Genomic DNA, 20,189 nt, shown 5'->3' on the forward strand with positions numbered 1-20,189 from the left:
CGATCCAGACCGTGCTTTCATGAACGGCCGCCCGGGCGTTGCCCGCTCGGTTCAGGACCAGCGTTCGACACAGATGAGCGTCGATTTCAGGAAGCTGAAGAGCTTCGTCAAGGTGGTCGATGCCGGCAGCGTTTCGCGCGCCGCCGGCCTCTTGCGCACGGCGCAGCCGGCGCTGTCGCAGCAGATCGCAGCGCTCGAGAGTCACTTCAAGCACAAGCTGCTGCTGCGCAGCAATCACGGCATCGTCCCGACCGAAGCGGGCCTGATCCTCTACCGCCACGCGCAATTGCTGCTGAAACAGATCGAGCAGGCGCAGATCGACATCGATCAATCGACCAAGGCGCTGGCCGGGCGGGTGTCGATCGGGCTTGCGACCTATTCAGCATCGAGCACGCTGTCGCTGCCGATCCTGAAGGAAATGTCGACGCTGCATCCGCAGATCATCGTCCATATCAACGACAGCTTTGGCCATGTGCTGAGCGAGCTGATCATGACCGGCAAGATGGACATGGCCATGATCTATGGCTCAGGTCCAATCAAGGGCGTCAAGCTCCAGCCGCTGTTTCGCGAGGAGCTGTATCTGGTGTCACGCGCGGAACCGGCGGCGAAGAAGCCGACGGACGAACCGCTGCCGCTGTCGGCGCTGGCCGACGTCAAGCTGCTGCTGCCGAGCCAGGGACATTTCCTGCGGCGCTTGATCGACGAATCGCTGGCGCGGGCCCGGGTGACGCCGAACGTTGCGTCAGAGATCGAATCCGTCTCCGCGCTCGGCGCGGCCGTGACCGAGGGCCTCGGCTCGACCATCCTGCCGGCCTCGGTCGCCGCGACCGCGTCAAGCTTTGGCGGTGTCGAAGTGCGGCGGCTGGTGCGTCCTGCGATCGAGGCGACCGTCTCCTTGTGCGTCTCCGACCATCTTCCGCTGTCGGAGCCCGCGCTCGCCACGCGCTCGGTGCTCCTGACCGTGGTCGAGAAGCTGATGCGCAGCCATCCGCAGGGCATCAAAGCGGTCTAAGCAACACTGCTGGACGTCAAAGCCTGCGCCCCGGCGCGCGCGGTGGCTGCATCGCGCCGGCTTCGTCAGGCCATAAACAAAACCTATGGCGGCAGACTGGAGTTGTGGTGGTCCCCTGTAACCGCATTTCCTACGCTCGAAGACAATCGCTTCGAGGAAACAGATGGCCAAGCTCGCATTCGATACCGGGGGAACTTTCACCGATTTCGCGCTGCTCGACGACAAGGGCGAGCTGCATCTTCACAAGGTGCTGAGCACGCCAACCAATCCGGCCGAAGCCGTGGTTCGCGGCGTGTCCGAACTGCTCGAACAGTTCGGCGACGTCGTCGATCTCGACGGGCTGCAGGTGCTGGGTGCCACCACCGTCGTCACCAATGCGGTGCTGGAGCGCAAGGGCGTCAAGACCGGGTTCGTTTCGACCGCCGGCTTCCAGGACATGCTGCGCATCCGCAACGAAGGACGTTACGACCTCTACGATCTGAACCTGAAATATCCGGATCCGCTGGTGACGCGCGCCAACAGCTTTGGCGCGGTCGAGCGCATCGCTGCCGACGGCGAGGTCATCACGGCGCTGGAGGAGGACACGGTCCGCGAGATCGCCGGGCGGTTGCGCGAAGAGGGCATCAAGTCCGTCGCCGTCTGTCTGCTGCACGCCTACAAATATCCGACCCACGAGCAGCGCATCGCGGCGCTGCTTCGGGAAGAGAACCCCGACATCTTCGTCTCGCTATCCTCGGAGGTCTGCCCGGAGGTGCGTGAGTTCGACCGCGCCTCAACCACGGTCGTCAACGCCTATACGCGGCCGCAGATGTCGGGACACGTCGCCCATCTCGAACGCGAATTCGCCGCCAGGGGCATCGAGCGCCAGGTGCTCTGGATGACCTCGTCGGGCGGCCTCGTGCCGAGCAGCCGCGCCGCGGAATTGCCCGTGCGCCTGATCGAATCCGGTCCGGCTGCGGGCGCGGTCGCCGCTGCCGAATTCGGCCGCATCGCCGGCGAGGGCAGCGTGCTGTCCTTCGACATGGGCGGCACCACCGCAAAACTGTGCCTGATCCCGAATGGCGAGCCGACCGTCGGCACCGATCTCGAAGTCGCGCACTATCATCGCTTCCGCAAGGGCTCCGGCTTTCCGTTAAAAATCCAGTCGATCCGCATGATCGAGATCGGCGCCGGCGGCGGCTCGATCGCGGCGAAGAACCCGCTCGGCTTGCTCGACGTCGGGCCGCGTTCGGCAGGCGCGATGCCCGGGCCGGCCGCCTACCAGCGTGGCGGCACCGAACCCACCGTCACCGACGCCGATATCCTGCTCGGCTATATGGGCACGGAATCCTTCGTCGGCGGCTCGTTCAAGGTGTCGAAGGATGCCGCGCTCACGGCCATGACGAAGCTCGCAGCTTCCCTCGACGTCAGCGTGCCCCGGTGCGCCTGGGGTATCCACGATCTCGTCAACGAATCCATGAGCAAGGCGGCGGCGGTGCATGCGACCGACCTCGGCGTCGATCCGCGGAGCCTGCCGATGGTCGCGTTCGGCGGCGCCGGTCCCGTGCATGCCTATGGCATCGCGCGCAAGCTCGGCATCAAGCGCATCATCTGCCCGACGGGCGCCGGCGTCACCTCGGCGATCGGCCTACTGATCGCACCCGTCGCCGTCGACCTCTCCGCGAGCTTTCCGATGCAGGTCGACAATTGGGACTCTGCCGCGATGGATCGGCTGCTCGGCGATCTCGCGGCCCAGGGGGCCGAGGTCGTCCGTGCCGCAGGCGTCGCGCCGGAGACGATCAGCAACACTTATACCGTCGACATGCGTCACGTCGGCCAGGGCCACGAGATCACGGTCGCGCTGCCGGATCGTAAGCTCCCGCCAAAGCAGTTCCACGAGGAGTTGCTCGGCAACTTCTACAAGCTCTACCGCGAGCTGTTCGGCCGCACCGTAGCGGGCTCATCGGTCGAGGTGATCACTTGGCGCCTGCGCTCCAGCGGTCAGAAGGATCAGGTGACCCGCCCGCACACACGACACGCCGCCGAGGCCAGAAAGGGCACGCGCTCCGTCTATTTCAACGAGCGCGGCGGCTTCGTCGAAACGCCAGTCTATGATCACTACAAGCTGCCGGTCGGCGAGGAGATCAAGGGACCGGCGATCGTCGAGCAGCGCGAGTCGACCGCAGTCGTCGGACCGAGCGGCACGGCTCACGTCGACACCAATGGCAATCTCATGATCAACCTCGCCTGAGGACGATGAATTCATGTCCGTGAACGCTGCCGATTTCAATGATCCCATCAATCTCCAGGTGATGTGGAATCGCCTGATCTTCATCGCCGACCAGGCCGACATCGTGCTCGGCCGCACCGCGTTCTCGCCAATCGTGCGCGAGAACCACGACTATGTAACCGTGTTGCTCGACAGCCGCGGCCGCGCGCTTGCGCAATGCACCTGGTCGATCCCGGTGTTCATCACCTCACTGCCGGTCGCCGCGCAAAAATACTTTCTACCCAAATTCCCGGTCGAGACCTTGGAAGAAGGCGACGTGCTCGCCACCAACGATCCGGAGATCGGCACCGGGCACCTGCCTGACGTGACGATGATCACGCCGATCTTCAAGAAGGGCAAGGTCGTGGCCTATGCCGGCTCGATCGCCCATCTGCCCGACATCGGCGGCGCTCCCTTGCATTCCGAGGCCAGCGACATCTTTGAGGAAGGCATCCGCTTCCCGATCGTGAAGCTGCACAAGGCCGGCGTTCCCAACCAGGACGTGCTCGACATTATCGCCGCCTCAGTCCGCCTGCCGACCGAAGTGATGGGCGATCTCGAATCCATGGTTGCGGCCAACAATGTGATGGGCCGCGAGTTGCTGAAGTTCCTTGACGAGTACGATCTCGACGGCATCGACGAGCTCGCCGATGCGATCCATACACGCTCCGAAGCGCAGACCCGGCGCGCGATCCGGCAATGGCCGAACGGGACCTATGCCGCCGAGGTTTTGCTCGACGGCTACGACACTGACGTGACGCTGAAGGCCTCCGTCATCGTTGGCGACGATTCCATCCACGTCGACTATGCCGGGACGTCCGACCAGGTGCTTCACTCCATCAACTGCCGGACCAACTACCGCTACGCCCATTCGGTCTACGCGCTGAAATGCCTGCTCGACCCGGACACGCCGAACAATGAGGGGTGCATCACCCCGATCACCGATGAGGCGCCGCTCGGCTCGATCCTCAATCCGCAGCAATGGACAGCGGGCAATTCGCGCAATCTGATCGGGCACGTGATCCCGTCGTTGATCTTCAAGGCGCTGGAAGGCGTGGTCCCGGACAAGGTGATGGGTGACAGCGGCGGTGCGCCGATCTGGGCCGCCAACTGCGTCGGCCGGCGCGACGATGGCACGCAGTATGGCTCAGTGCAGAATTTTCACGGCGGGCAGGGCGCCCGCGCCGAATTCGACGGTCTCGACACGCTGAGCTTCCCGTCCAATTGCAGGGTCACCGCGATCGAGATGTTCGAGATTGCCGTGCCTGCGCTCACCGAATGCAAGGAGCTCATTCCGGACTCCGGCGGCGCCGGCAAGAGCCGGGGCGGCCTTGGCCAGCGCGTCGTGCTGCGCAATCTCGGGCGCAATCCGATGAACATCTATCTGGCGTCCGAGCGTGTGCGTCACCCCTGCTTCGGTGTCGTCAATGGCAAGTCCGGTAGCGCTGGCAAGGTCTACAAGAACGGTGAGCCGCAATTTCCCAAGGGCAAGGTCGTCCTGAAGACGGGCGATCGGCTGGAGGTCGAGACGCCCGGCGGCGGCGGATGGGGACGTACATCCGAGCGTGCGGCAGCCTCGATCGAACTCGACCTTGCGGAAGGGTTGATTACGCCGGCGGCTGCGAGGCAGATTTACGGCTATCAGCGCTCAAGCCTGGCGGCGACCGCCGCCGAATAGGAGCACCATGGGTCTGCTCGATGGAAAGATCGCGCTCGTCACCGGCGCCGGTACGGGGATCGGGCGTGAGACCGCGATCCTGCTCGCGAGGGAAGGCGCAACCGTCGTTCTGACGGGACGCCGGATCGGTCCGCTGCGCGACGTCGTAACTGTCATCGAGAAGGCAGGTGGCAAGGCCGTCGCCCACGTGCTGGATGTAGCGTCGCGCGAGGCGATCCTGGAGACGGTCGCCTGGGTGAAGAGCAATGTCGGATCGATCGAAATCCTCGTCAACAACGCCGGCAGTGCCAGCAAGGTGCTCAACGCGCGCTTCATCAGCGAGGCCGAATGGAACGCCACGGTGAACGTCAATCTCACCGCGGTGTTCAGTCTGACCCAGGCGGTGCTGGAGGACATGATTGCGAAAAAGGAAGGCACGGTGATCACCGTGTCGTCGCTCGCCGTCGTCAATCCGAACCTGCTTGGTGGTGCCGCCTACGGGGCGGCCAAGGCCGGCGTGAAGAATTTCATGACCTTCCTGCACAACACCTATCGCAATCAGGGCATCCGCGCGACGACCATCCTGCCCGGCGAGACCGATACCCCGATCATGGACAATCGCGCGCGGCCGCCGCTCGAAGGTGAGCGCGCCGTGATGCTCAATCCGCACGACGTCGCGCGCGCGGTGCTGCTCTGCGCAAGCCTGCAAAAGGGCGCGATGATCCCCGAACTGCACATCTGCCCGACCTTCATGCGCGACACCTCCGCCGACATCGAGACGGCCCGCTGGGTCGGCGCGCCCGCGGGCCTTGCCGACAAGCCCAAGACCTGAGAGCAAGAGCTAGAGAAGAGGATTTTTCATGAACGGAGCCAAGTTGCGCGAGCGCCTTGCCAGGGGCGAGGCGGTCACCATGTTCACGCCGCACCACGCCTCATCGGGCCTCGCGGTCCGCCTGGTCGAGCTCGGTGCGGATGCCATCTTTGTCGATTGCGAGCACGGCACCTGGAGTTTTGACGACGTGCGCGTGACAGCCCAGGCCATCCGCGGCGCGGGCGGTGCGGCAATCGTCCGCCCGCATTCGCATGAGCGACCGATCCTGATCCGCTATCTCAATGCCGGCGCCGACGGGTTGATGGTGCCGATGGTCGATACCGCCGACCAGGCGCGCGCCATCGTGGACGCGGTGCGCTATGCGTGCCCGGCCGATCACGAGAAGCGGCTCGTTATCGCCATGATCGAAACGCCCAAGGCGATTGACGGCATCGAGGCCCTGCTTGCTGTTGAAGGCATTGACGTGTTCTTCATCGGGCCCGGCGACCTGTCTCAGAACATGGGCTATCCGCCGGCCCCGCCGTTCGGACAGCCGCGGCCGCAGGCCGTGATGGAGCGGGTTGCCTATGCCGTGAAGAAGATTCGCGCGGCCGGCAAGGTTGCCGGAACGCTCGTGACGTCGGACGAACTGGCGTCCCTGCTCGAACAAGGCGTTCGATATTTCTACATCCACTCCGATCCGTTCCTTCGCGTCGGTCTGGCCGGCGTCAAGAAGTTGCTCGCCCGCTGAGTGCGGACGATATGTCCGTGCTGCGAGATTGTCCCCATGGCATTCGTATTGTTCCGGTGCGGAGCGGCGGTTGCCGAGTCGTCGTCCGATTCGGTCTCTGCCGTCATCTTTAGTCGTTCCGCCCGAGCTTGGACTAGAGCATCGGCTCGAACTGGCAGTGCACGAGCATTTCGGAAACTGAAGCATTGTTCGGCAGCATGAGCGCGGTCTCTGCCAGACGCGCGATGTCGTCCGGCTGGCTCATCTCATGGCGAGGAATCTCGTCGTCATTCAGCGTCATGTCGGTAGCAACATAGCCCGGGCAGATCACCGTCGCCCGAATGCCGGCCGCGCGTCCTTCCCGGCGAATGCCGTGCGTGAGTGCGACCACGGCGAACTTGGTCATGGCGTAGCCGACGTTGCTCCCCACGCGCTTTCCGGAGAGGGACCCCAGGTTGATGACCCGCCCGTGACCGCAGACGGCCAGATGAGGTAGGGTGGCTCTGACGAGGCGCAGAGGGCCCTTGACGTTCACGCGCCACATTTCATCCAGTTCGCTCTCGCCCTCGTCGGAGACACGGACCTTCGGATTGATGCCGGCAGCGTTGACGATGGCGTCGATGCCGCCCCACCGTGCGACTGTAGCGTTGACCCACGAGATCGGGCTCTTGGCATCTTCGGCGTCATAGCGGTGCGTCATGAGTCTTTCGCTCTCCTCGAGGCGGCTCGGATCGCGAAGTCCTGCCGACACGCGGAAGCCTGACGACAGGAGCCGGTCGACGACGGCGCGTCCGATGCCGCGCGAAGCCCCCGAGACCATGACGATCCGATTGCCGACCTCCAACATCCGAGTCCGTCTCCTATGGGTGAGCCAAGAGCATCGCGAAATGTAAGGGGACGCGACTGAAGGCGAGTAAGAGAAATTCGCTCTGCCGGCATTGTGCGTGCTTATGGCTCGCGAACAGACGACTCCGGCCGGGATATTGGATGTCCTTATGAGGGCAGAACAAATCCGCTCTATGCGTGCGTCCACCTGTGCACGTAGCTTTCCGCCGCTCCGCTTGACCGCAAGAGAGCCCGCGGATGGGATTTTCGGACTATCGAACGGCGTTGGTGACGGGCGCATCCTCGGGTATCGGGGCTGCGACGGTTCGGCGCCTCCGCGCCGAGGGGCTCGAGGTTCACGCGCTGGCGCGCGACGTTCGCCGGCTAGCAAGCCTGTCGGCCGAGACCGGATGCCACGCATGTGCCGTCGATGTGAACGATCTCGACGCCTTGATGCGACTTGCGAGCTCGGCCGAGTTCGACGTTCTCATCAACAATGCAGGCCAGTCGCGGCGCGGCAATATCCTGGATACTGCGCCTGATGATGTCGATACGCTGGTCGACGTCAACCTGCGCGCGGTCCTGCACCTGACGCGGCTGATCGCGCCAGGCATGGCGAGGCGCAATTGCGGTCACGTGGTCAATGTCTCGTCGATCGCCGGCCATTATGCCTTCGGTGAGAATGCGACGACATTCAACTCATCCGTGGCCTATCACGCAACGAAGGCGGGCATTCACTCGCTGTCGCAGCAGTTACGTGTCGATCTCTACGGGACCCGCGTTCGCGTCACCGAAGTATCGCCCGGACGCGTGGCGACGAGCATCTTTCAGAACCAGAACGCCGCCGACAATCCGGATGCCCGCTTCGTTGGGGCGTTCGAGACGCTCCAGCCCGAAGACATCGCGGATGCCATCGCGTTCGCGGTGGGGGCGCCGGCGCGGACGAACGTCGCGATGATCGAGGTCGTACCCACGTTTCAGGTCGTCGGCGAACTGCGATTCGCGAGGCGATTCGAGGCCGCGCGATTGAAAGAAATGAGAAGTGGAGCTGACAATGCCTGACCTCGCAAACCGCCTCAAGACCGTGAAGGTGTCGGCCTCGGCGGCGATGACGGACAAGGCGCGCGAGCTCCGTGACGCGGGCGTCAAGATCGTCGGCCTGTCGTCCGGGGAGCCCGACTTTCCGACGCCGCCGCATGCGATCGATGCCGCGCATCGGGCGGCTCTTGCCGGCGACACCAAATATCCGGCGCAGCCTGGGACCGTCGCGCTCAGGACCGCGGTCCAGCGCAAGTTCAAGCGCGAGAACAATCTCGACTACGCCCTCGACGAGATCCTGATCGCCAATGGCGGCAAGCAAATCATCTTCAACGCGCTGTTTGCCACCTGCAATCCCGGCGACGAGGTGGTCATTCCAGCGCCCGGCTGGATCACCTACGCGGACATCGTGCTCCTTGCCGAGGCGACGCCTATTGCCGTGCCGTGCCCGGAGAACAACCAGTTCAAGCTCCGCCCGGCGGACCTGGAAGCGGCGATCACGCCCAGAACGAAGTGGCTGATCCTGAATTTTCCCAACAATCCGACCGGCGCGGCATGCACGCGCGAGGAGATGCGCGCGATCGCCGACGTCATGCTGAAATATCCCGACGTCTGGATCCTCACCGACGACATCTATGAACACCTCACCTATGACGGGTTCGAGTTCTGCACCATCGCGGAGGTTGAGCCGAGGCTGAAGAATCGCGTCGTGACCGTCAATGGCGCGTCCAAGGCGTACGCCATGACGGGCTGGCGGGTCGGCTATTGCGGTGGCCCAAAGGACCTGATCGCCGCCATGAACAATGTCCACGGTCAGGCGACCGGCGGAATCTGTACCCTGAGCCAGGCGGCGGCCGTCGCGGTCCTGGACGGCCCGCAAGAGTTCCTGAAGGAACGCGCGGACATCTATCGCGATCGGCGCGATCTGGTGGTCAAGCTCCTCAATCAGATCCCCGGCATCACTTGTCACAAGCCCCAGGGGGCATTCTACGTGTTTCCGAACATCGCCGGTTGCATCGGTAAGACCACAAAAGCCGGGCGGCGGCTGGAGACCGATGCCGACTTCATTTCGGCGCTGCTGGAAGAGCAGCATGTCGCCGCCGTGCCCGGCGGCGCCTACGGCATGAGCCCGTACTTTCGCATTTCCTACGCGACCGATACCGAATCGCTGAGGGAAGGCTGCCGGCGCATCGCGAGCTTCTGCGAAAGCCTGCGCTGACGGGCATCGAGATGTCAGGGGAGGGCTTGGCCCTGGCGGAGGACGATAGATGCAGCCAGCGGCGTTCGTCGATCAAGATCGGAGCAGTATGCCGAACCCATTGTCATAACCGTTCGTAATGCCCCTAAACGAAGATGTTCTTGGTCCTGTAGGATGCCGACGCATAAGCTTCGTGGAAAGAGGGGTAGGCCTTGGTATCGCGCAGTCGAGGACGGCCAGCGATGACCACCAGCGAGGATGCGGTGGCGGTTTTGGGTGCCCAGGCTCCACCGGCGGCCCGGTGGGGATCGCGCTGGCGTCTGGCTTTGCCGGTCGGGCTCCTGGCCGTCCCGATGCTGGCATTCCTCGCGTACTTCTTCTTTTATCCAGCGATCCAGCTGTTGCTTTCGAGTATCCAGACGCAGGACAGTCGCGGTATCATCGGGCGCCCGTTCACGCTTGCGCACTACACACGTCTGATCAACGTCGAGCTTTACGCGCGCGTGCTTTGGACGACGCTGCGGATCAGCATCATCACCTCGGTGCTCGCGACGGTACTCGCCTATCCGGTCGCGCTGGTGATGGTCAAGAGCCGTCCGATGATCACGCGGATCATTACGCTGATCGTCATTGCGCCCTTGATCGTCAGTGTGGTCGTGCGCGGATATGGATGGCAGCTGATCCTTCAGAATGGTCCGAAGGGGATGTTGAACTGGATCCTCATGACGCTGCATGTCGTCGACGCGCCCTTGTCGGTTCTGTACACCGAAGCGGCCGTCGTCATTGGGTCGCTGCACGTGTTCTTCCCGATGATGGTTCTGCCGCTGGCGTCAGCGCTCGGCAAGATCGATCCCAACCTCGAAGACGCGGCCCGAATGCTCGGCGCGCCATGGTGGAGGGTGTTCCTCCGGGTGACGCTCCCATTGAGCATGCCCGGCTTCGTGGCGGGCTTTACCCTGGTATTTTCGCTCACCGCCGGCTCCTTCGTCATTCCCGCGATCCTGGGCGGCGCCTCGGCGGTCATGCTCGGTAACCTGATCGAGCAGCAGATCTTCGTCGTCTACGACTGGCCGTTTGGCGCCGCGATTGCCGTCGTTCTCGTCGGCCTCGTCCTCGCCATCAATGGCGTCTCGATGTGGCTGCTGGAAGGTCGGCGTCTCAGGAGGCCCGAGTGATGGACGAGCGATTTTCCGGCTTCGGCGCCTTCATCCTCTCCACGATCACCGCCGGCATGATGGTGTTCATCCTGGCGCCGCTTCTCCTCGTCATGGCCGTGTCGGTCTCCGATTCCTATTTCGTGACGTTTCCTCCGCAAGGGTTCACGCTGAAATGGTATGCCAAGGTTCTCCAGGACCGCGACTTCCTCGAGGCGATGAGACTGAGCATCCTGCTTGCGCTCGGCACGACGGCGGGATCGCTGCTGCTCGGCGTGCCCGCCGCCTTTGCGCTGGTACGCGGCAACTTCTTCGGTCTGGCGGCGATCAAGGGGTTCTTGCTCTCGCCACTGATCTTCCCGGCACTGATAACAGGTCTGGCGCTGCTTCAGGTCCTGACCAAGCTTGGTTCCCAGGATGCGCGGCTCAATCTCCTGATCGGGCACGTGGTCGTGACATCGCCCTATGTCATCCGCACGGTCGTCACCAGCCTTCAGCTCGTGGACGAGAATCTGGAGGATGCCGCGCGCACGCTCGGGGCGAACCGGCTCACGACCTTCTGGCGTGTGACGCTGCCGCAGATCGCCTCCGGCGTCGCCGCCGGCGGCCTGTTCGCCTTCATGGTGTCGTTTGACAATTACCCGGTCACGATGTGGCTGGCGAACTCGGAATACTCGCCCGTGCCGCTCGTCCTGATGCGGCAACTGGTCAACGTCTTTGACCCTTCCGTGCCTGCGATGTCGACCATCATCATCCTCATGGCGATGGTTGGCGTCCTGTTGCTGGAGAAGCTGGTGGGCCTTCGCCGCGCGTTGGCCGCCTGATGTGCATTGGTAGATGGAGATTGAAATCATGAACCTGACACGTAGGACTCTCATTAAAGCCGGTGCATCCGCGGTTGCCTTCCCGACGATCATCAGCCGTTCGTGGGCGCAGGACGCCAAGCAACTGCATGTCGGCGTCTACAACTCGGCGCTCGGCAAACTGGTCCAGAAGGAGGTCATTCCCAAGTTCGAGGCCGAGTTCAAATGCCGCGTCTTCACGATCGAAGGCGCGACGCTCTCCAACATCGCCGCGCTGCGCGCGACCCGCGATACGCCGCGCTTCAGCATGATGATGATGGATGACGTCGGCATCCCCCAGGCCAAGCAGGAAGGGCTGATCGACAAGCTCGACGCGGCCAAAATTCCCAATCTCGCGAAGGTCTATCCGCGCTATCTCTTCGAGGACGGCTATGGCGTCGGCTTCTCGATCTCCAGCGCGGCCATGTTCATCAATCCGCAGGTGACGAAGCCGCTCGAGAGCTATGAGCAGATCTTCGAGGCAAAATATCGCAAGCAGATCCTGCTGAATACGCCCAAGAACACCCAGAGCGTGCTGATGCTCATCGTGGCGACGGCGCTCACGACGGGCAAGCCACTGAAGGAGGCGCAATACCTCGTCGATAGCGGCTGGGACAAGCTCGCTGCGCTCAAGCCCAACGTCCTGACGATTTACGACAGCGAGGCGCAGGTGCTGCAGGTGGCCCAGGGCCAGGCGACGATCGGCGGCATCGAATATTCCAAGGCGATCTATCCGCACACGGCCAAGGGCATGCCGATCGACATGACCTTCCCCAAGGAAGGCGCGTTCACCGGCATCAACAGCATGACTCTGGTCAAGAATGCGCCCGAGCCCGAGCTCGCGTGTGCCCTGATCAACCGCATTCTGGAGCCATCGGTCGCCAAGATGCTGTCCGAGCAGACGCTCAGCGCGCCCTCGGTCGGCGGCATCGACTTCAAGCCGGAAACGGCCAAGTTCCTTGCCTATCCGGACACCAAGGCGACCGATCTCGGGCTGTTCACGCCGGACTGGAAGTTCATCGTTCCGCGCCGCGGGCCGTGGCTGGAGCGTTATAATCAGGTGTTCACAAGCTGAGCAGGCTGCCATGAAGTCTTCCGAAGTCAGGCTCGATCGCCTCAGCAAGAACTACACCCGCATGGTCGCGGTCGACGAGGTGTCGCTCGCGATCGAGCCGGGTCACATGGTCGCGCTGCTCGGTCCGAGCGGATGCGGCAAGACGACATGCCTCCGCATGATCGCGGGGCTGATCCGTCCGACATCCGGCGATGTCTTCGTGAACGACAAGAGGATGACCGACGTTCCGGTACATCGGCGCAACGTCGGGATGCTGTTCCAGAACTACGCGCTGTTTCCTCATCTGACCGTCGAGGAGAACATCGCATTTGGCCTCGAGATGCGCGGGATAGCCAAGGCGGATGCGGCAAGGAAGGTGAGCGAAGCCCTCAATCTCGTCCAGTTGTCCAGCTTCGGAAAGCGCTATCCGTCGCAGCTCTCGGGCGGCCAGCAACAGCGCGTCGCACTGGGGCGGGCCCTGGTGATCGAGCCGGCGATGCTGCTGCTCGACGAGCCGCTGGGAGCGCTGGACAAGGGACTCCGCGAAAGCATGCAGGTCGAGCTGCGCGCCCTTCAGCGCAGGCTCGGCCTGACCACCATCATGGTGACCCACGATCAGGACGAAGCCCTGACCATGGCGGACAAGATCGTGGTGATGCGCGATGGCAAGCTCGAGCAGGTCGGCTCGGCCACTGAGATCTACCAGCGGCCGGCCTCGAAGTTCGTTGCGCAGTTCATCGGTGCCTCAAATCTGTTCGAGGGCCCCGTCGAGCAGCGCAACGGCAGCGGAGCGGTCATTCGTGTCTCGCCCGAGTTGAGCCTTCAGGTTGACCGGATACCGCCGTCGGCGAACGACGTGATGGTCTCGATCAGGCCCGAGGCGATCGTGGTCGAGAGGGCCGGGCAGAATCCGGCGGCCCAACGCGCGAACAGCGTGATGGCGCGCGTCGACCAGGCGATCTATCGCGGATTCGTCAGCCACTACTACCTCAAGACGCCGAGTGGCGGACAGATCATCGTGTTCGAGCAAAATCAATCGCAGCACGCGGGACTTCGATACGCGGTGGGCGAGGAGGTCATCGCGCGGTGGGAGTCTCCCAGCAATCACGTTATCGCTCGTCATTGAAATGCGAGCCGCGTAACTCATGGGAAGCGATCGACATCGCTTATACCCGCAGATGAACATCGTCTTGGATCGAGCTCGGCTGTTTGGCTAGCTTTGGGCGGCGGCCGCGTCGTGACCTGCACGTCGAATTGCGAGATGTCCTTGTCGATCAATCACCCCGCTGCACCCTTTGTCGGCGCGATAGAGAAAAGCCCGAAGATCAGCCTGATCGGCACGCTGGCGATGCTGATCGAGGCGCCGGGCGACTTTGATCTGGTTCAGCAGGGACGCGTCTGGGCTCTGGCCGATGTGCTGTCGTCCTGGCCGAATGTCGAGGAAGCTGTCATTGGCGTCACCAATGTGATGCTGGTCTTCGAGCAGCCGCCCGACGATATCGGAGTGGTCAGCGCTTCGATCGTCGAGTTGTGGCATCGCCTGCCGAGCCGCAAGGCGGACGGCAAGATGATCGAGATTCCCGTCGTCTACGGTGGCGAGCACGGGTTCGATTTGCCTGCGGTCGCTACGCGCGTGGGATTGTCCGAACGCGACGTGATCAGGATTCACAGCGACGGCGAATATACGGTCTGCGCGGTCGCGAGCTCGCCGGGGTTCGGCTACCTCCATGGTCTCGATCCGCGCATCTACATGCCCCGAAAGTCCGTACCCTCGCTGAACATGATTGCGGGATCGGTCACCATTGGCGGGATGCAGACCGGTGTCGCGGTCCTGACCAGTCCGAACGGGTGGAATGCGATCGGCTGGGCCTCGGTTACGTCGTTCGATCCGCAACGAGCACAGCCGTCTCTCATGCTGCCGGGTGACCGTGTCAGGTTCAGGATCGATCGGATCGAGCTGTGATCGAGATCCTGACCAGCCACGCGTTCAATACCGTTCAGGATCATGGCCGACGTGGCGCGCGTCACCTCGGTGTGAGCATGTCCGGTGCCATGGATCCCGTCGCGCTCGAAGCCGGCAATGCGCTGCTCGCGAACGATCGCGATGCCGCCGGCATCGAAATCCAGACGTTTCCCTTCCGCCTGCGCTTTTTGTCCGACACCGCGTTCGCGCTCACAGGCGCCGATCACGAGTCGACACTGGCGGGATCATCCGTTCGGCCGTGGTGGTGCACACGGGCGAAGGCGGGCGACATTCTCGCGATCGAGACTCCCCGGCGCGGTGCGCGCGTCTACGCGACGTTCGGCGGCGGCATCGATGTTCCGCGCGTGCTTGGCTCGCGCAGTACGCATCTGCGCGCCGGCTTCGGTGGGTTCGATGGACGTACCTTGCAGGCGGGCGATGTCGTGCCGATCGGGAGCACGCAGGGCAAGAGCGACGGGCGCTTCGACTTCGGCGTCGCGCCGCCGGATGTCGCGATCGCGGGCGCTGCTTCAGCGGAAGACCGTGTGCTGCGGATACGCGTGATGCGGGCCGGCGAGTATGATCTGTTTTCGGAGGCGATGCAGACAACGTTCTGGTCCACCACATGGAAGATCAGTGCCCGGAGCGATCGGGGCGGCTACCGCCTCACCGGCGGCAACCTGACATTGGACGCACCGGTCGAGATGCGCTCGCATGGCGTCGTGGCCGGCGTCGTGCAGGTGCCGCCGGCCGGCGAGCCGATCATCCAGATGAGCGATGCCAATACGGCAGGCGGTTATCCGAAGATGGCCGCCGTGATCGAGGCCGATCTCTGGCGCCTCGGTCAGGCGCCGCCGGGGTCATTCATCGCCTTCAGCGAGGTGAGCTACCAGGCCGCGGTCGCGGCCATGGCTCCCGTCAACGACTATCTCGCGAAGTTGCGAGCGACCGCGGACCTCTATCGAGCGCTTTGAGTGGACGTGAACAAGAACAAGAGCAGGGTGCGAACATGAAAATCGGCATCAATTCAGACATGGGCGAAGGTTTTGGCAATTATCGCATCTGCGATGACGAGGCGCTGATGAGTATCATCTCGTCCGCCAACGTGGCGTGCGGCTTCCATGCCGGTGATCCCATCATCATGGATCGTATGGTCCGCTTGGCGAAGCAGAAGGGAGTCGAGGTCGGCGCCCATCCGGGCCTGCCCGATCTGCTCGGATTTGGCCGCCGCGTGATCCAGATGGATGCCGCCGAACTCGAGAAGCACATGGTCTATCAGATCGGCGCCTTGCAGGCGATCGCGGCCAATGCCGGCCACCGCGTGACCCATGTCAGCTTCCATGCCGCGATGGGCAATATGGTGAATGCGGATCCCGACATGGCCGACGTCGTCGCCCGCGCCATTGCGACCATCAATCGCGATTTCATTGTTTTCTCGCAGCCCGACGCCGAGATCGTGCGCGCCGCGCGCAAGGTCGGCCTGCGCGTCCTGACGCTGTTCCTGGCCGATCGTGCCTATGACGAGAACGCCCATCTGGTGTCCCGTAAGCTTCCGAACTCCGTCATTACCTCTTCGGAGGCCGTGGCCGAGCGGGTCAAGCGCTTTCTGGACAGCGGAACGGTGAAGACCATCGAGGGCAAATCGATCAAGGTCGAGGCACGCTCCATCCTGATCCACAGCGACACGCCTGGATCGGTCAATCTCGCCGGCACGGTGCGCCGCGTGATCGAGCAGGGCGGCGGCGAAGTCACGCCCGCAACCGTTTTGCTCAATTGATCGGGCTGCTCTCGGCCTGCGGGCGGATGCGCACAATCGGTGTGCCGTAGCCGACGGTGGCGCCGGTCTCCGCGATCACGGCATCGACGGTGCCGGCAGCCGGCGCAACGATGGGTGCATACAATAATCCAATCTGGACCAGGCCGACGATCGCGCCGGCCTCGACGCGCTGGCCGGGCGCGACGAACGGCTGGTCCCGCCAGGGATGAGCCGCAAGGAAATGTCCTGCAACATCGGCTTTCGCAACGACGGCGTGATCTCTGGGAGGGGCGGTCGCGGCGGCAAGCGTTGCAGATGCAGCCATTCGGGCGCCCCTGTCCACGACGAGCTTCAGGGACAGTCCCGGCTCCTCGATCTCGATCGCGTCGACGCCGGACCTTTCGAGGATCTGCGCCAGACGCGTGATATCGGTCATCTCTATCGGCATGTTCGGATCTCCTCGACAAGACGCACGTTGGTCCTTAGCCGATCGAGATAGGCCGACATCTCGTCCTCGGCTGCAAGCGCATCGGCGTAGGCGGTTTGCTCGAACCGCAGCTTTCCGCCGAGCCGCGCCTGCCCGACGCGCCACAGGTCGGCCCGGATCACGGTCGCGATCTTCGGATAGCCGCCGGACGTCTGCGCGTCGCGCATCTGGATGATGGGCTGTCCATTCGGCGGGATCTGGATGACGCCGGGGACGATGCCGTGCGAGCGCTTCTCGATCGGCGCCTTCGGCTTCACGGCGGGGCCTTGCAGGCGGTAGCCATAGCGGTTGCTTTGCGGCGTGATCTTCCACCTGCTGGACCAGAACAGCGCCTGCGTGGCGGCATCGAACCCGTCATATTCGCCGGCGATTACGACCCTCACGATGGTCTCGTCCGCGGTAGCGTTCGACCGCGCCAGGGTGATCTCGGCCGGTTCGACTCCGAGTTCGCCGATGGTCGCGGTAGACGCGGCGCAGGGCAGGATGTCGCCGGGCTGGAGCGGCCGTCCGTGCAAGCCGCCGAATTCGCCGCGAAACTGCGTGCTGCGCGAGCCCAGCACCATGGGCACGTCGATGCCGCCGCCGACGGTCAGATAGCTTCGTGCGCCGTGGGACATCGCCCTGATGTTCAAGATATCTCCCGCGCGGGCGTGCAACCGCCACCATGGCGGGATTGCGCGTCCTGCGATCTCGGCCTCGATACCGGCGCCGGTGAGCGCAAAGGCCATGTCGCGACCGAACCGGAGGCGGAACGGCATCATCGGGATTTCGACGCCGGCGGCGTTCTCGTTGTTGCCGAGAACGATGTTGCCGGCGCGCAGGGCGACGTCGTCCATCGCACCCGACGTGCCGACCCCGGAGCGATACTGGTCGAAGCGGCCGAGATCCTGGACGCTGGCGGGACCTGTGACTGACAGGATCTCGATCACCGGATCACCCGTTCGATCTCGAAACGGATCGTATCGCCCGGCGCGAGCGCGGCCGGCGTGGGCCAGGACGGGTCGAAGAACGTCCAGCTCGTATGTCCGATGGCGTGCCAGCCGCTGGGGCCGGGCGAGGCGGAGACGCCGGTCTGCGATCCGCCGATCGACACTGAGCCGCCCGCGGAGCGCTGCAACGGCGTCTGGCGCCGCGGCATGGTGATGCGCGGGTCCATGCCGCCGAGGTAGCAGTAGCCGGGATGGCTCCCGAGCGCGAACACGGTGTAGAGCGGCGCGGCGTGGATCGACACCACGTCGTCGACGGACAGGCCGCAATGATCGGCGACCGACTGAAGCGACGATCCAATCTCGCCGCCGTAGGTGACGGGCAGCCTGATTTCGCGGCCACCGATCGCAAGGCTTTCCGCCTCGTCCCAGCCGTCGTTGAGGGCGGCGACCAGGGTGTCCAGCTCGCGGGGAGGCGTCTCGAAGGTCAGCATCAAATTGGTGATGCCGGGGATGGCCTCGCGAATATCAGGCCATTTCGATGCGGTGGCCGCCAACGCCCAGATGCGCCGCTGATGCGGCAGGTCGAACGCGCCTGGCGCCTCGAACAGGAGGGCTGATGTCCCGAGCAGGCTGATCCGCGGCCGGTCCGGCGCCGTCATTGCGCGGCCACCCCCGCATTCATCCAGTGTTCGAGATGATGGATGTCGTAGCCGCCGCGGCAGAACGTCGGATCTGCCAGGATCGCCTGATGCAGCGGCACATTGGTTCGGACGCCTTCGGCACGCAATTCGGACAAGGCAACGCGTGCGCGGGCCAGAGCCTCGTCGCGGGTGCCGCCATAGGCGATGAGCTTGCCGATCAGTGAGTCATAGTGACGGGGAATGTTCGCGCCGGCAGTGATATGCGAATCGACGCGGATGCCGATACCACCCGGCAGGTCCCAGCGCGTCACGGTGCCGGGAGAGGGCGCGAAGCTGGTGGGGTCTTCGGCGTTGATGCGGAACTCGACCGCATGGCCGACACGCGCAATGTCGCCTTGCGCGATCCCCAGCGCATCGCCCCGGGCGATGCAAATCTGTTCCTTGACGATGTCGATCCCCGTCGTCATCTCGGTGACGGGATGCTCCACCTGGACGCGCGTGTTCATCTCGATGAAGAAGAATTGCCCGTCCTCGTAGAGGAATTCGAAGGTGCCGGCGCCGCGATAGCCGATCCGCCGGCAGGCTTCGACGCAGCTTGCGCCCACCCGCTCGATCAGCGCGCGGTCGATGCCGGGCGCGGGAGCTTCCTCGACGACCTTCTGGTTCCTGCGCTGGAGCGAGCAGTCGCGGTCGCCGAGCCAGAGATGATTGTCGTGCTGATCGCACAGCACCTGAATCTCGATATGGCGGGGCTTTTCGAGGAATTTCTCGATGTAGACCGCAGCGTTCCTGAAGGCCTTGCTCGCTTCCGCGCGGGTCAGCGCAAGCGCCTCGTCCAGTGCGCCTTCGTTGCGCACGATCCGCATGCCGCGCCCGCCGCCGCCACCGGCGGCCTTGATGATAACAGGATATCCGATGTCTCGCGCGATCGTGCGCACTTCCGCCGGATCATCCGGCAGGGCGCTGTCCGGCCCGGGCACGCAGGGCACGCCTGCCATCCGCATCGCGCGTTTGGCCGCGACCTTGTCGCCCATGGTCCGGATACACTCCGCGGGAGGGCCGATGAAGGTGAGACCGGCGCCTGCGACCCGTTCGGCGAACTCTGCACTCTCCGAGAGAAACCCGTAACCCGGGTGGATCGCCTGGGCGCCGCTGACCTCGGCCGCGAGCAGGATCGCCGCCACGTTGAGATAGGTGCTGCTCGCCGGCGCCGGCCCGATGCAGAGCGCCTGATCGGCAAGCGCGACATAGCGCGCCTCGTTATCCGCCTCCGAGTGAATGACGACCGTCTTGAGACCCATGGCCCGACAGGCGCGCTGGATGCGAAGCGCGATCTCGCCGCGGTTGGCGATCAGGACCTTGTCGAACATCAGGATGATCCCGCAGGACCGATCCGGAACAGGGCTTGCCCCGCTTCGATCTCGTCACCGTTCTCCGCGAGGACTGCAAGCACGACACCCGGCACCTCGGCGGCGATATCGATGAAGGTCTTCATCGCCTCGATGATGCATATCTTCTGCCCGGCCTCGATCCTCGCGCCGACCTCGACCAGCGGCGGCTCGTCCGGCGCCGCAGACCGGTAGAAAACGCCATGCATCGGCGCGGGCACGACAACGTCCGCGGTGGCCGAGGCGGTCGCTTCGTGAGCGGGCCTCTCCTGGCGATCGGGGGCGGGGGCCTGCGTGCTGTCCCTGCTTGAAGGCTGTGCCGGGACCGGGGGCGCTGCCGCAGACGCACGCTTGAGGATGCGAATGCGGGTTCCGTCCTGCGTGAGATCCAGCTCCGCGATGGAAGAGCGCGCAACCAGATCCACGAGTTGTTCGATCTTGGGGAGGTCCACGGTC

20 protein-coding genes are annotated in these 20,189 nt (G+C 64.1%); 14 read left to right on the top strand and 6 right to left on the bottom strand.

What is annotated here, in order from left to right:
• Positions 1–73: 73 nt before the first annotated feature.
• The 5 genes from nac to KUF59_RS13145 all read left to right on the top strand — a co-directional run bounded on the left by nac (position 74) and on the right by KUF59_RS13145 (position 6,479).
• Positions 74–1,012 carry a nitrogen assimilation transcriptional regulator NAC gene (gene nac / locus KUF59_RS13125; RefSeq protein WP_212457422.1) on the top strand — a complete coding sequence of 313 codons (939 nt, stop codon included), beginning with the start codon at positions 74–76 and terminating at the stop codon, positions 1,010–1,012.
• A gap of 163 nt (positions 1,013–1,175) precedes the next feature.
• On the top strand, positions 1,176–3,242 hold the full coding sequence (locus tag KUF59_RS13130) for a hydantoinase/oxoprolinase family protein (protein ID WP_212457031.1): 2,067 nt from the start codon (positions 1,176–1,178) through the stop codon (positions 3,240–3,242).
• A gap of 13 nt (positions 3,243–3,255) precedes the next feature.
• Positions 3,256–4,938, top strand: a complete 1,683-nt coding sequence (locus KUF59_RS13135) for a hydantoinase B/oxoprolinase family protein (RefSeq protein ID WP_212457030.1) — start codon at positions 3,256–3,258, stop codon at positions 4,936–4,938.
• A 7-nt stretch (positions 4,939–4,945) separates the two neighbouring features.
• Positions 4,946–5,749, top strand: a complete 804-nt coding sequence (locus KUF59_RS13140; protein WP_212457029.1) for an SDR family NAD(P)-dependent oxidoreductase — start codon at positions 4,946–4,948, stop codon at positions 5,747–5,749.
• Between the two features lie 28 nt (positions 5,750–5,777).
• Positions 5,778–6,479, top strand: coding sequence for an HpcH/HpaI aldolase family protein (locus KUF59_RS13145; RefSeq protein WP_212457028.1), 702 nt, complete (start codon positions 5,778–5,780; stop codon positions 6,477–6,479).
• A 133-nt stretch (positions 6,480–6,612) separates the two neighbouring features.
• Here KUF59_RS13145 and KUF59_RS13150 read toward each other — a convergent pair whose 3' ends face one another.
• The gene (locus KUF59_RS13150) at positions 6,613–7,305 is read right to left on the bottom strand and encodes an SDR family NAD(P)-dependent oxidoreductase (RefSeq protein WP_212457027.1); all 693 of its coding nucleotides are present in this window, start codon (positions 7,303–7,305) and stop codon (positions 6,613–6,615) included.
• Positions 7,306–7,541: 236 nt separating this feature from the next.
• Here KUF59_RS13150 and KUF59_RS13155 point away from each other — a divergent pair, with 236 nt between their 5' ends.
• The 9 genes from KUF59_RS13155 (at position 7,542) to KUF59_RS13195 (ending at position 16,309) form a co-directional block, all read left to right on the top strand.
• Positions 7,542–8,345, top strand: coding sequence for an SDR family oxidoreductase (locus KUF59_RS13155; protein WP_212457026.1), 804 nt, complete (start codon positions 7,542–7,544; stop codon positions 8,343–8,345).
• Positions 8,338–9,540 carry a pyridoxal phosphate-dependent aminotransferase gene (locus tag KUF59_RS13160; protein WP_212457025.1) on the top strand — a complete coding sequence of 401 codons (1,203 nt, stop codon included), beginning with the start codon at positions 8,338–8,340 and terminating at the stop codon, positions 9,538–9,540. The genes KUF59_RS13155 and KUF59_RS13160 overlap by 8 nt, the downstream gene beginning before the upstream one ends.
• A 221-nt stretch (positions 9,541–9,761) precedes the next feature.
• Positions 9,762–10,694 (top strand): ABC transporter permease, encoded by a 933-nt coding sequence (locus KUF59_RS13165; protein ID WP_212457024.1) that lies wholly within the window; start codon positions 9,762–9,764, stop codon positions 10,692–10,694.
• A complete protein-coding gene (locus KUF59_RS13170; protein ID WP_212457023.1) occupies positions 10,694–11,497 on the top strand; it encodes an ABC transporter permease in 804 nt (267 codons plus the stop codon). The genes KUF59_RS13165 and KUF59_RS13170 overlap by 1 nt, the downstream gene beginning before the upstream one ends.
• Positions 11,498–11,525: 28 nt before the next feature.
• Positions 11,526–12,590 carry an extracellular solute-binding protein gene (locus KUF59_RS13175; RefSeq protein WP_249140157.1) on the top strand — a complete coding sequence of 355 codons (1,065 nt, stop codon included), beginning with the start codon at positions 11,526–11,528 and terminating at the stop codon, positions 12,588–12,590.
• A 10-nt stretch (positions 12,591–12,600) separates the two neighbouring features.
• Positions 12,601–13,695: an ABC transporter ATP-binding protein gene (locus KUF59_RS13180; RefSeq protein ID WP_212457021.1), complete on the top strand. Its 1,095-nt coding sequence runs from the start codon at positions 12,601–12,603 to the stop codon at positions 13,693–13,695.
• Positions 13,696–13,830: 135 nt separating this feature from the next.
• Positions 13,831–14,532 carry a 5-oxoprolinase subunit PxpB gene (gene pxpB, locus KUF59_RS13185; protein WP_212457020.1) on the top strand — a complete coding sequence of 234 codons (702 nt, stop codon included), beginning with the start codon at positions 13,831–13,833 and terminating at the stop codon, positions 14,530–14,532.
• A complete protein-coding gene (locus tag KUF59_RS13190) occupies positions 14,529–15,506 on the top strand; it encodes a 5-oxoprolinase subunit C family protein (RefSeq protein WP_212457019.1) in 978 nt (325 codons plus the stop codon). Before pxpB (KUF59_RS13185) ends, KUF59_RS13190 begins: the two co-directional genes overlap by 4 nt.
• Before the next feature lie 35 nt (positions 15,507–15,541).
• A complete protein-coding gene (locus KUF59_RS13195) occupies positions 15,542–16,309 on the top strand; it encodes a LamB/YcsF family protein (protein ID WP_212457018.1) in 768 nt (255 codons plus the stop codon).
• On the opposite strand, the gene KUF59_RS13200 is transcribed toward KUF59_RS13195, so the two are convergent.
• The 5 genes from KUF59_RS13200 to accB are packed head-to-tail and all read right to left on the bottom strand — an operon-like array spanning position 16,302 to position 20,185.
• A complete protein-coding gene (locus tag KUF59_RS13200) occupies positions 16,302–16,736 on the bottom strand; it encodes an acetyl-CoA carboxylase biotin carboxyl carrier protein (protein ID WP_212457017.1) in 435 nt (144 codons plus the stop codon). The two genes, KUF59_RS13195 and KUF59_RS13200, sit on opposite strands and share 8 nt — an antisense overlap.
• Positions 16,727–17,704 (bottom strand): 5-oxoprolinase subunit C family protein, encoded by a 978-nt coding sequence (locus KUF59_RS13205; protein WP_212457016.1) that lies wholly within the window; start codon positions 17,702–17,704, stop codon positions 16,727–16,729. The genes KUF59_RS13200 and KUF59_RS13205 overlap by 10 nt, the downstream gene beginning before the upstream one ends.
• Complete coding sequence (pxpB, locus tag KUF59_RS13210; RefSeq protein ID WP_212457015.1) at positions 17,701–18,363, bottom strand: 5-oxoprolinase subunit PxpB; 663 nt, start codon at positions 18,361–18,363, stop codon at positions 17,701–17,703. The genes KUF59_RS13205 and pxpB (KUF59_RS13210) overlap by 4 nt, the downstream gene beginning before the upstream one ends.
• Positions 18,360–19,715, bottom strand: coding sequence for an acetyl-CoA carboxylase biotin carboxylase subunit (gene accC / locus KUF59_RS13215; protein ID WP_212457014.1), 1,356 nt, complete (start codon positions 19,713–19,715; stop codon positions 18,360–18,362). Before accC ends, pxpB (KUF59_RS13210) begins: the two co-directional genes overlap by 4 nt.
• The gene (accB, locus tag KUF59_RS13220) at positions 19,715–20,185 is read right to left on the bottom strand and encodes an acetyl-CoA carboxylase biotin carboxyl carrier protein (protein ID WP_212457013.1); all 471 of its coding nucleotides are present in this window, start codon (positions 20,183–20,185) and stop codon (positions 19,715–19,717) included. Before accB ends, accC begins: the two co-directional genes overlap by 1 nt.
• Positions 20,186–20,189: the final 4 nt, after the last annotated feature.

This window comes from Bradyrhizobium arachidis (assembly GCF_024758505.1).
GTDB classification, from domain to species: domain Bacteria; phylum Pseudomonadota; class Alphaproteobacteria; order Rhizobiales; family Xanthobacteraceae; genus Bradyrhizobium; species Bradyrhizobium manausense_C.

What these genes read in the sequence shown, in the direction of transcription:
- nac (WP_212457422.1), top strand. Translation starts at nt 74, where the DNA reads ATGAGCGTCGATTTCAGGAAGCTGAAGAGCTTCGTCAAGGTGGTCGAT.
- KUF59_RS13130 (WP_212457031.1), top strand. Translation starts at nt 1,176, where the DNA reads ATGGCCAAGCTCGCATTCGATACCGGGGGAACTTTCACCGATTTCGCG.
- KUF59_RS13135 (WP_212457030.1), top strand. Translation starts at nt 3,256, where the DNA reads ATGTCCGTGAACGCTGCCGATTTCAATGATCCCATCAATCTCCAGGTG.
- KUF59_RS13140 (WP_212457029.1), top strand. Translation starts at nt 4,946, where the DNA reads ATGGGTCTGCTCGATGGAAAGATCGCGCTCGTCACCGGCGCCGGTACG.
- KUF59_RS13145 (WP_212457028.1), top strand. Translation starts at nt 5,778, where the DNA reads ATGAACGGAGCCAAGTTGCGCGAGCGCCTTGCCAGGGGCGAGGCGGTC.
- KUF59_RS13150 (WP_212457027.1), bottom strand. Translation starts at nt 7,305, where the DNA reads ATGTTGGAGGTCGGCAATCGGATCGTCATGGTCTCGGGGGCTTCGCGC.
- KUF59_RS13155 (WP_212457026.1), top strand. Translation starts at nt 7,542, where the DNA reads ATGGGATTTTCGGACTATCGAACGGCGTTGGTGACGGGCGCATCCTCG.
- KUF59_RS13160 (WP_212457025.1), top strand. Translation starts at nt 8,338, where the DNA reads ATGCCTGACCTCGCAAACCGCCTCAAGACCGTGAAGGTGTCGGCCTCG.
- KUF59_RS13165 (WP_212457024.1), top strand. Translation starts at nt 9,762, where the DNA reads ATGACCACCAGCGAGGATGCGGTGGCGGTTTTGGGTGCCCAGGCTCCA.
- KUF59_RS13170 (WP_212457023.1), top strand. Translation starts at nt 10,694, where the DNA reads ATGGACGAGCGATTTTCCGGCTTCGGCGCCTTCATCCTCTCCACGATC.
- KUF59_RS13175 (WP_249140157.1), top strand. Translation starts at nt 11,526, where the DNA reads ATGAACCTGACACGTAGGACTCTCATTAAAGCCGGTGCATCCGCGGTT.
- KUF59_RS13180 (WP_212457021.1), top strand. Translation starts at nt 12,601, where the DNA reads ATGAAGTCTTCCGAAGTCAGGCTCGATCGCCTCAGCAAGAACTACACC.
- pxpB (WP_212457020.1), top strand. Translation starts at nt 13,831, where the DNA reads ATGTCCTTGTCGATCAATCACCCCGCTGCACCCTTTGTCGGCGCGATA.
- KUF59_RS13195 (WP_212457018.1), top strand. Translation starts at nt 15,542, where the DNA reads ATGAAAATCGGCATCAATTCAGACATGGGCGAAGGTTTTGGCAATTAT.
- KUF59_RS13200 (WP_212457017.1), bottom strand. Translation starts at nt 16,736, where the DNA reads ATGCCGATAGAGATGACCGATATCACGCGTCTGGCGCAGATCCTCGAA.
- pxpB (WP_212457015.1), bottom strand. Translation starts at nt 18,363, where the DNA reads ATGACGGCGCCGGACCGGCCGCGGATCAGCCTGCTCGGGACATCAGCC.
- accC (WP_212457014.1), bottom strand. Translation starts at nt 19,715, where the DNA reads ATGTTCGACAAGGTCCTGATCGCCAACCGCGGCGAGATCGCGCTTCGC.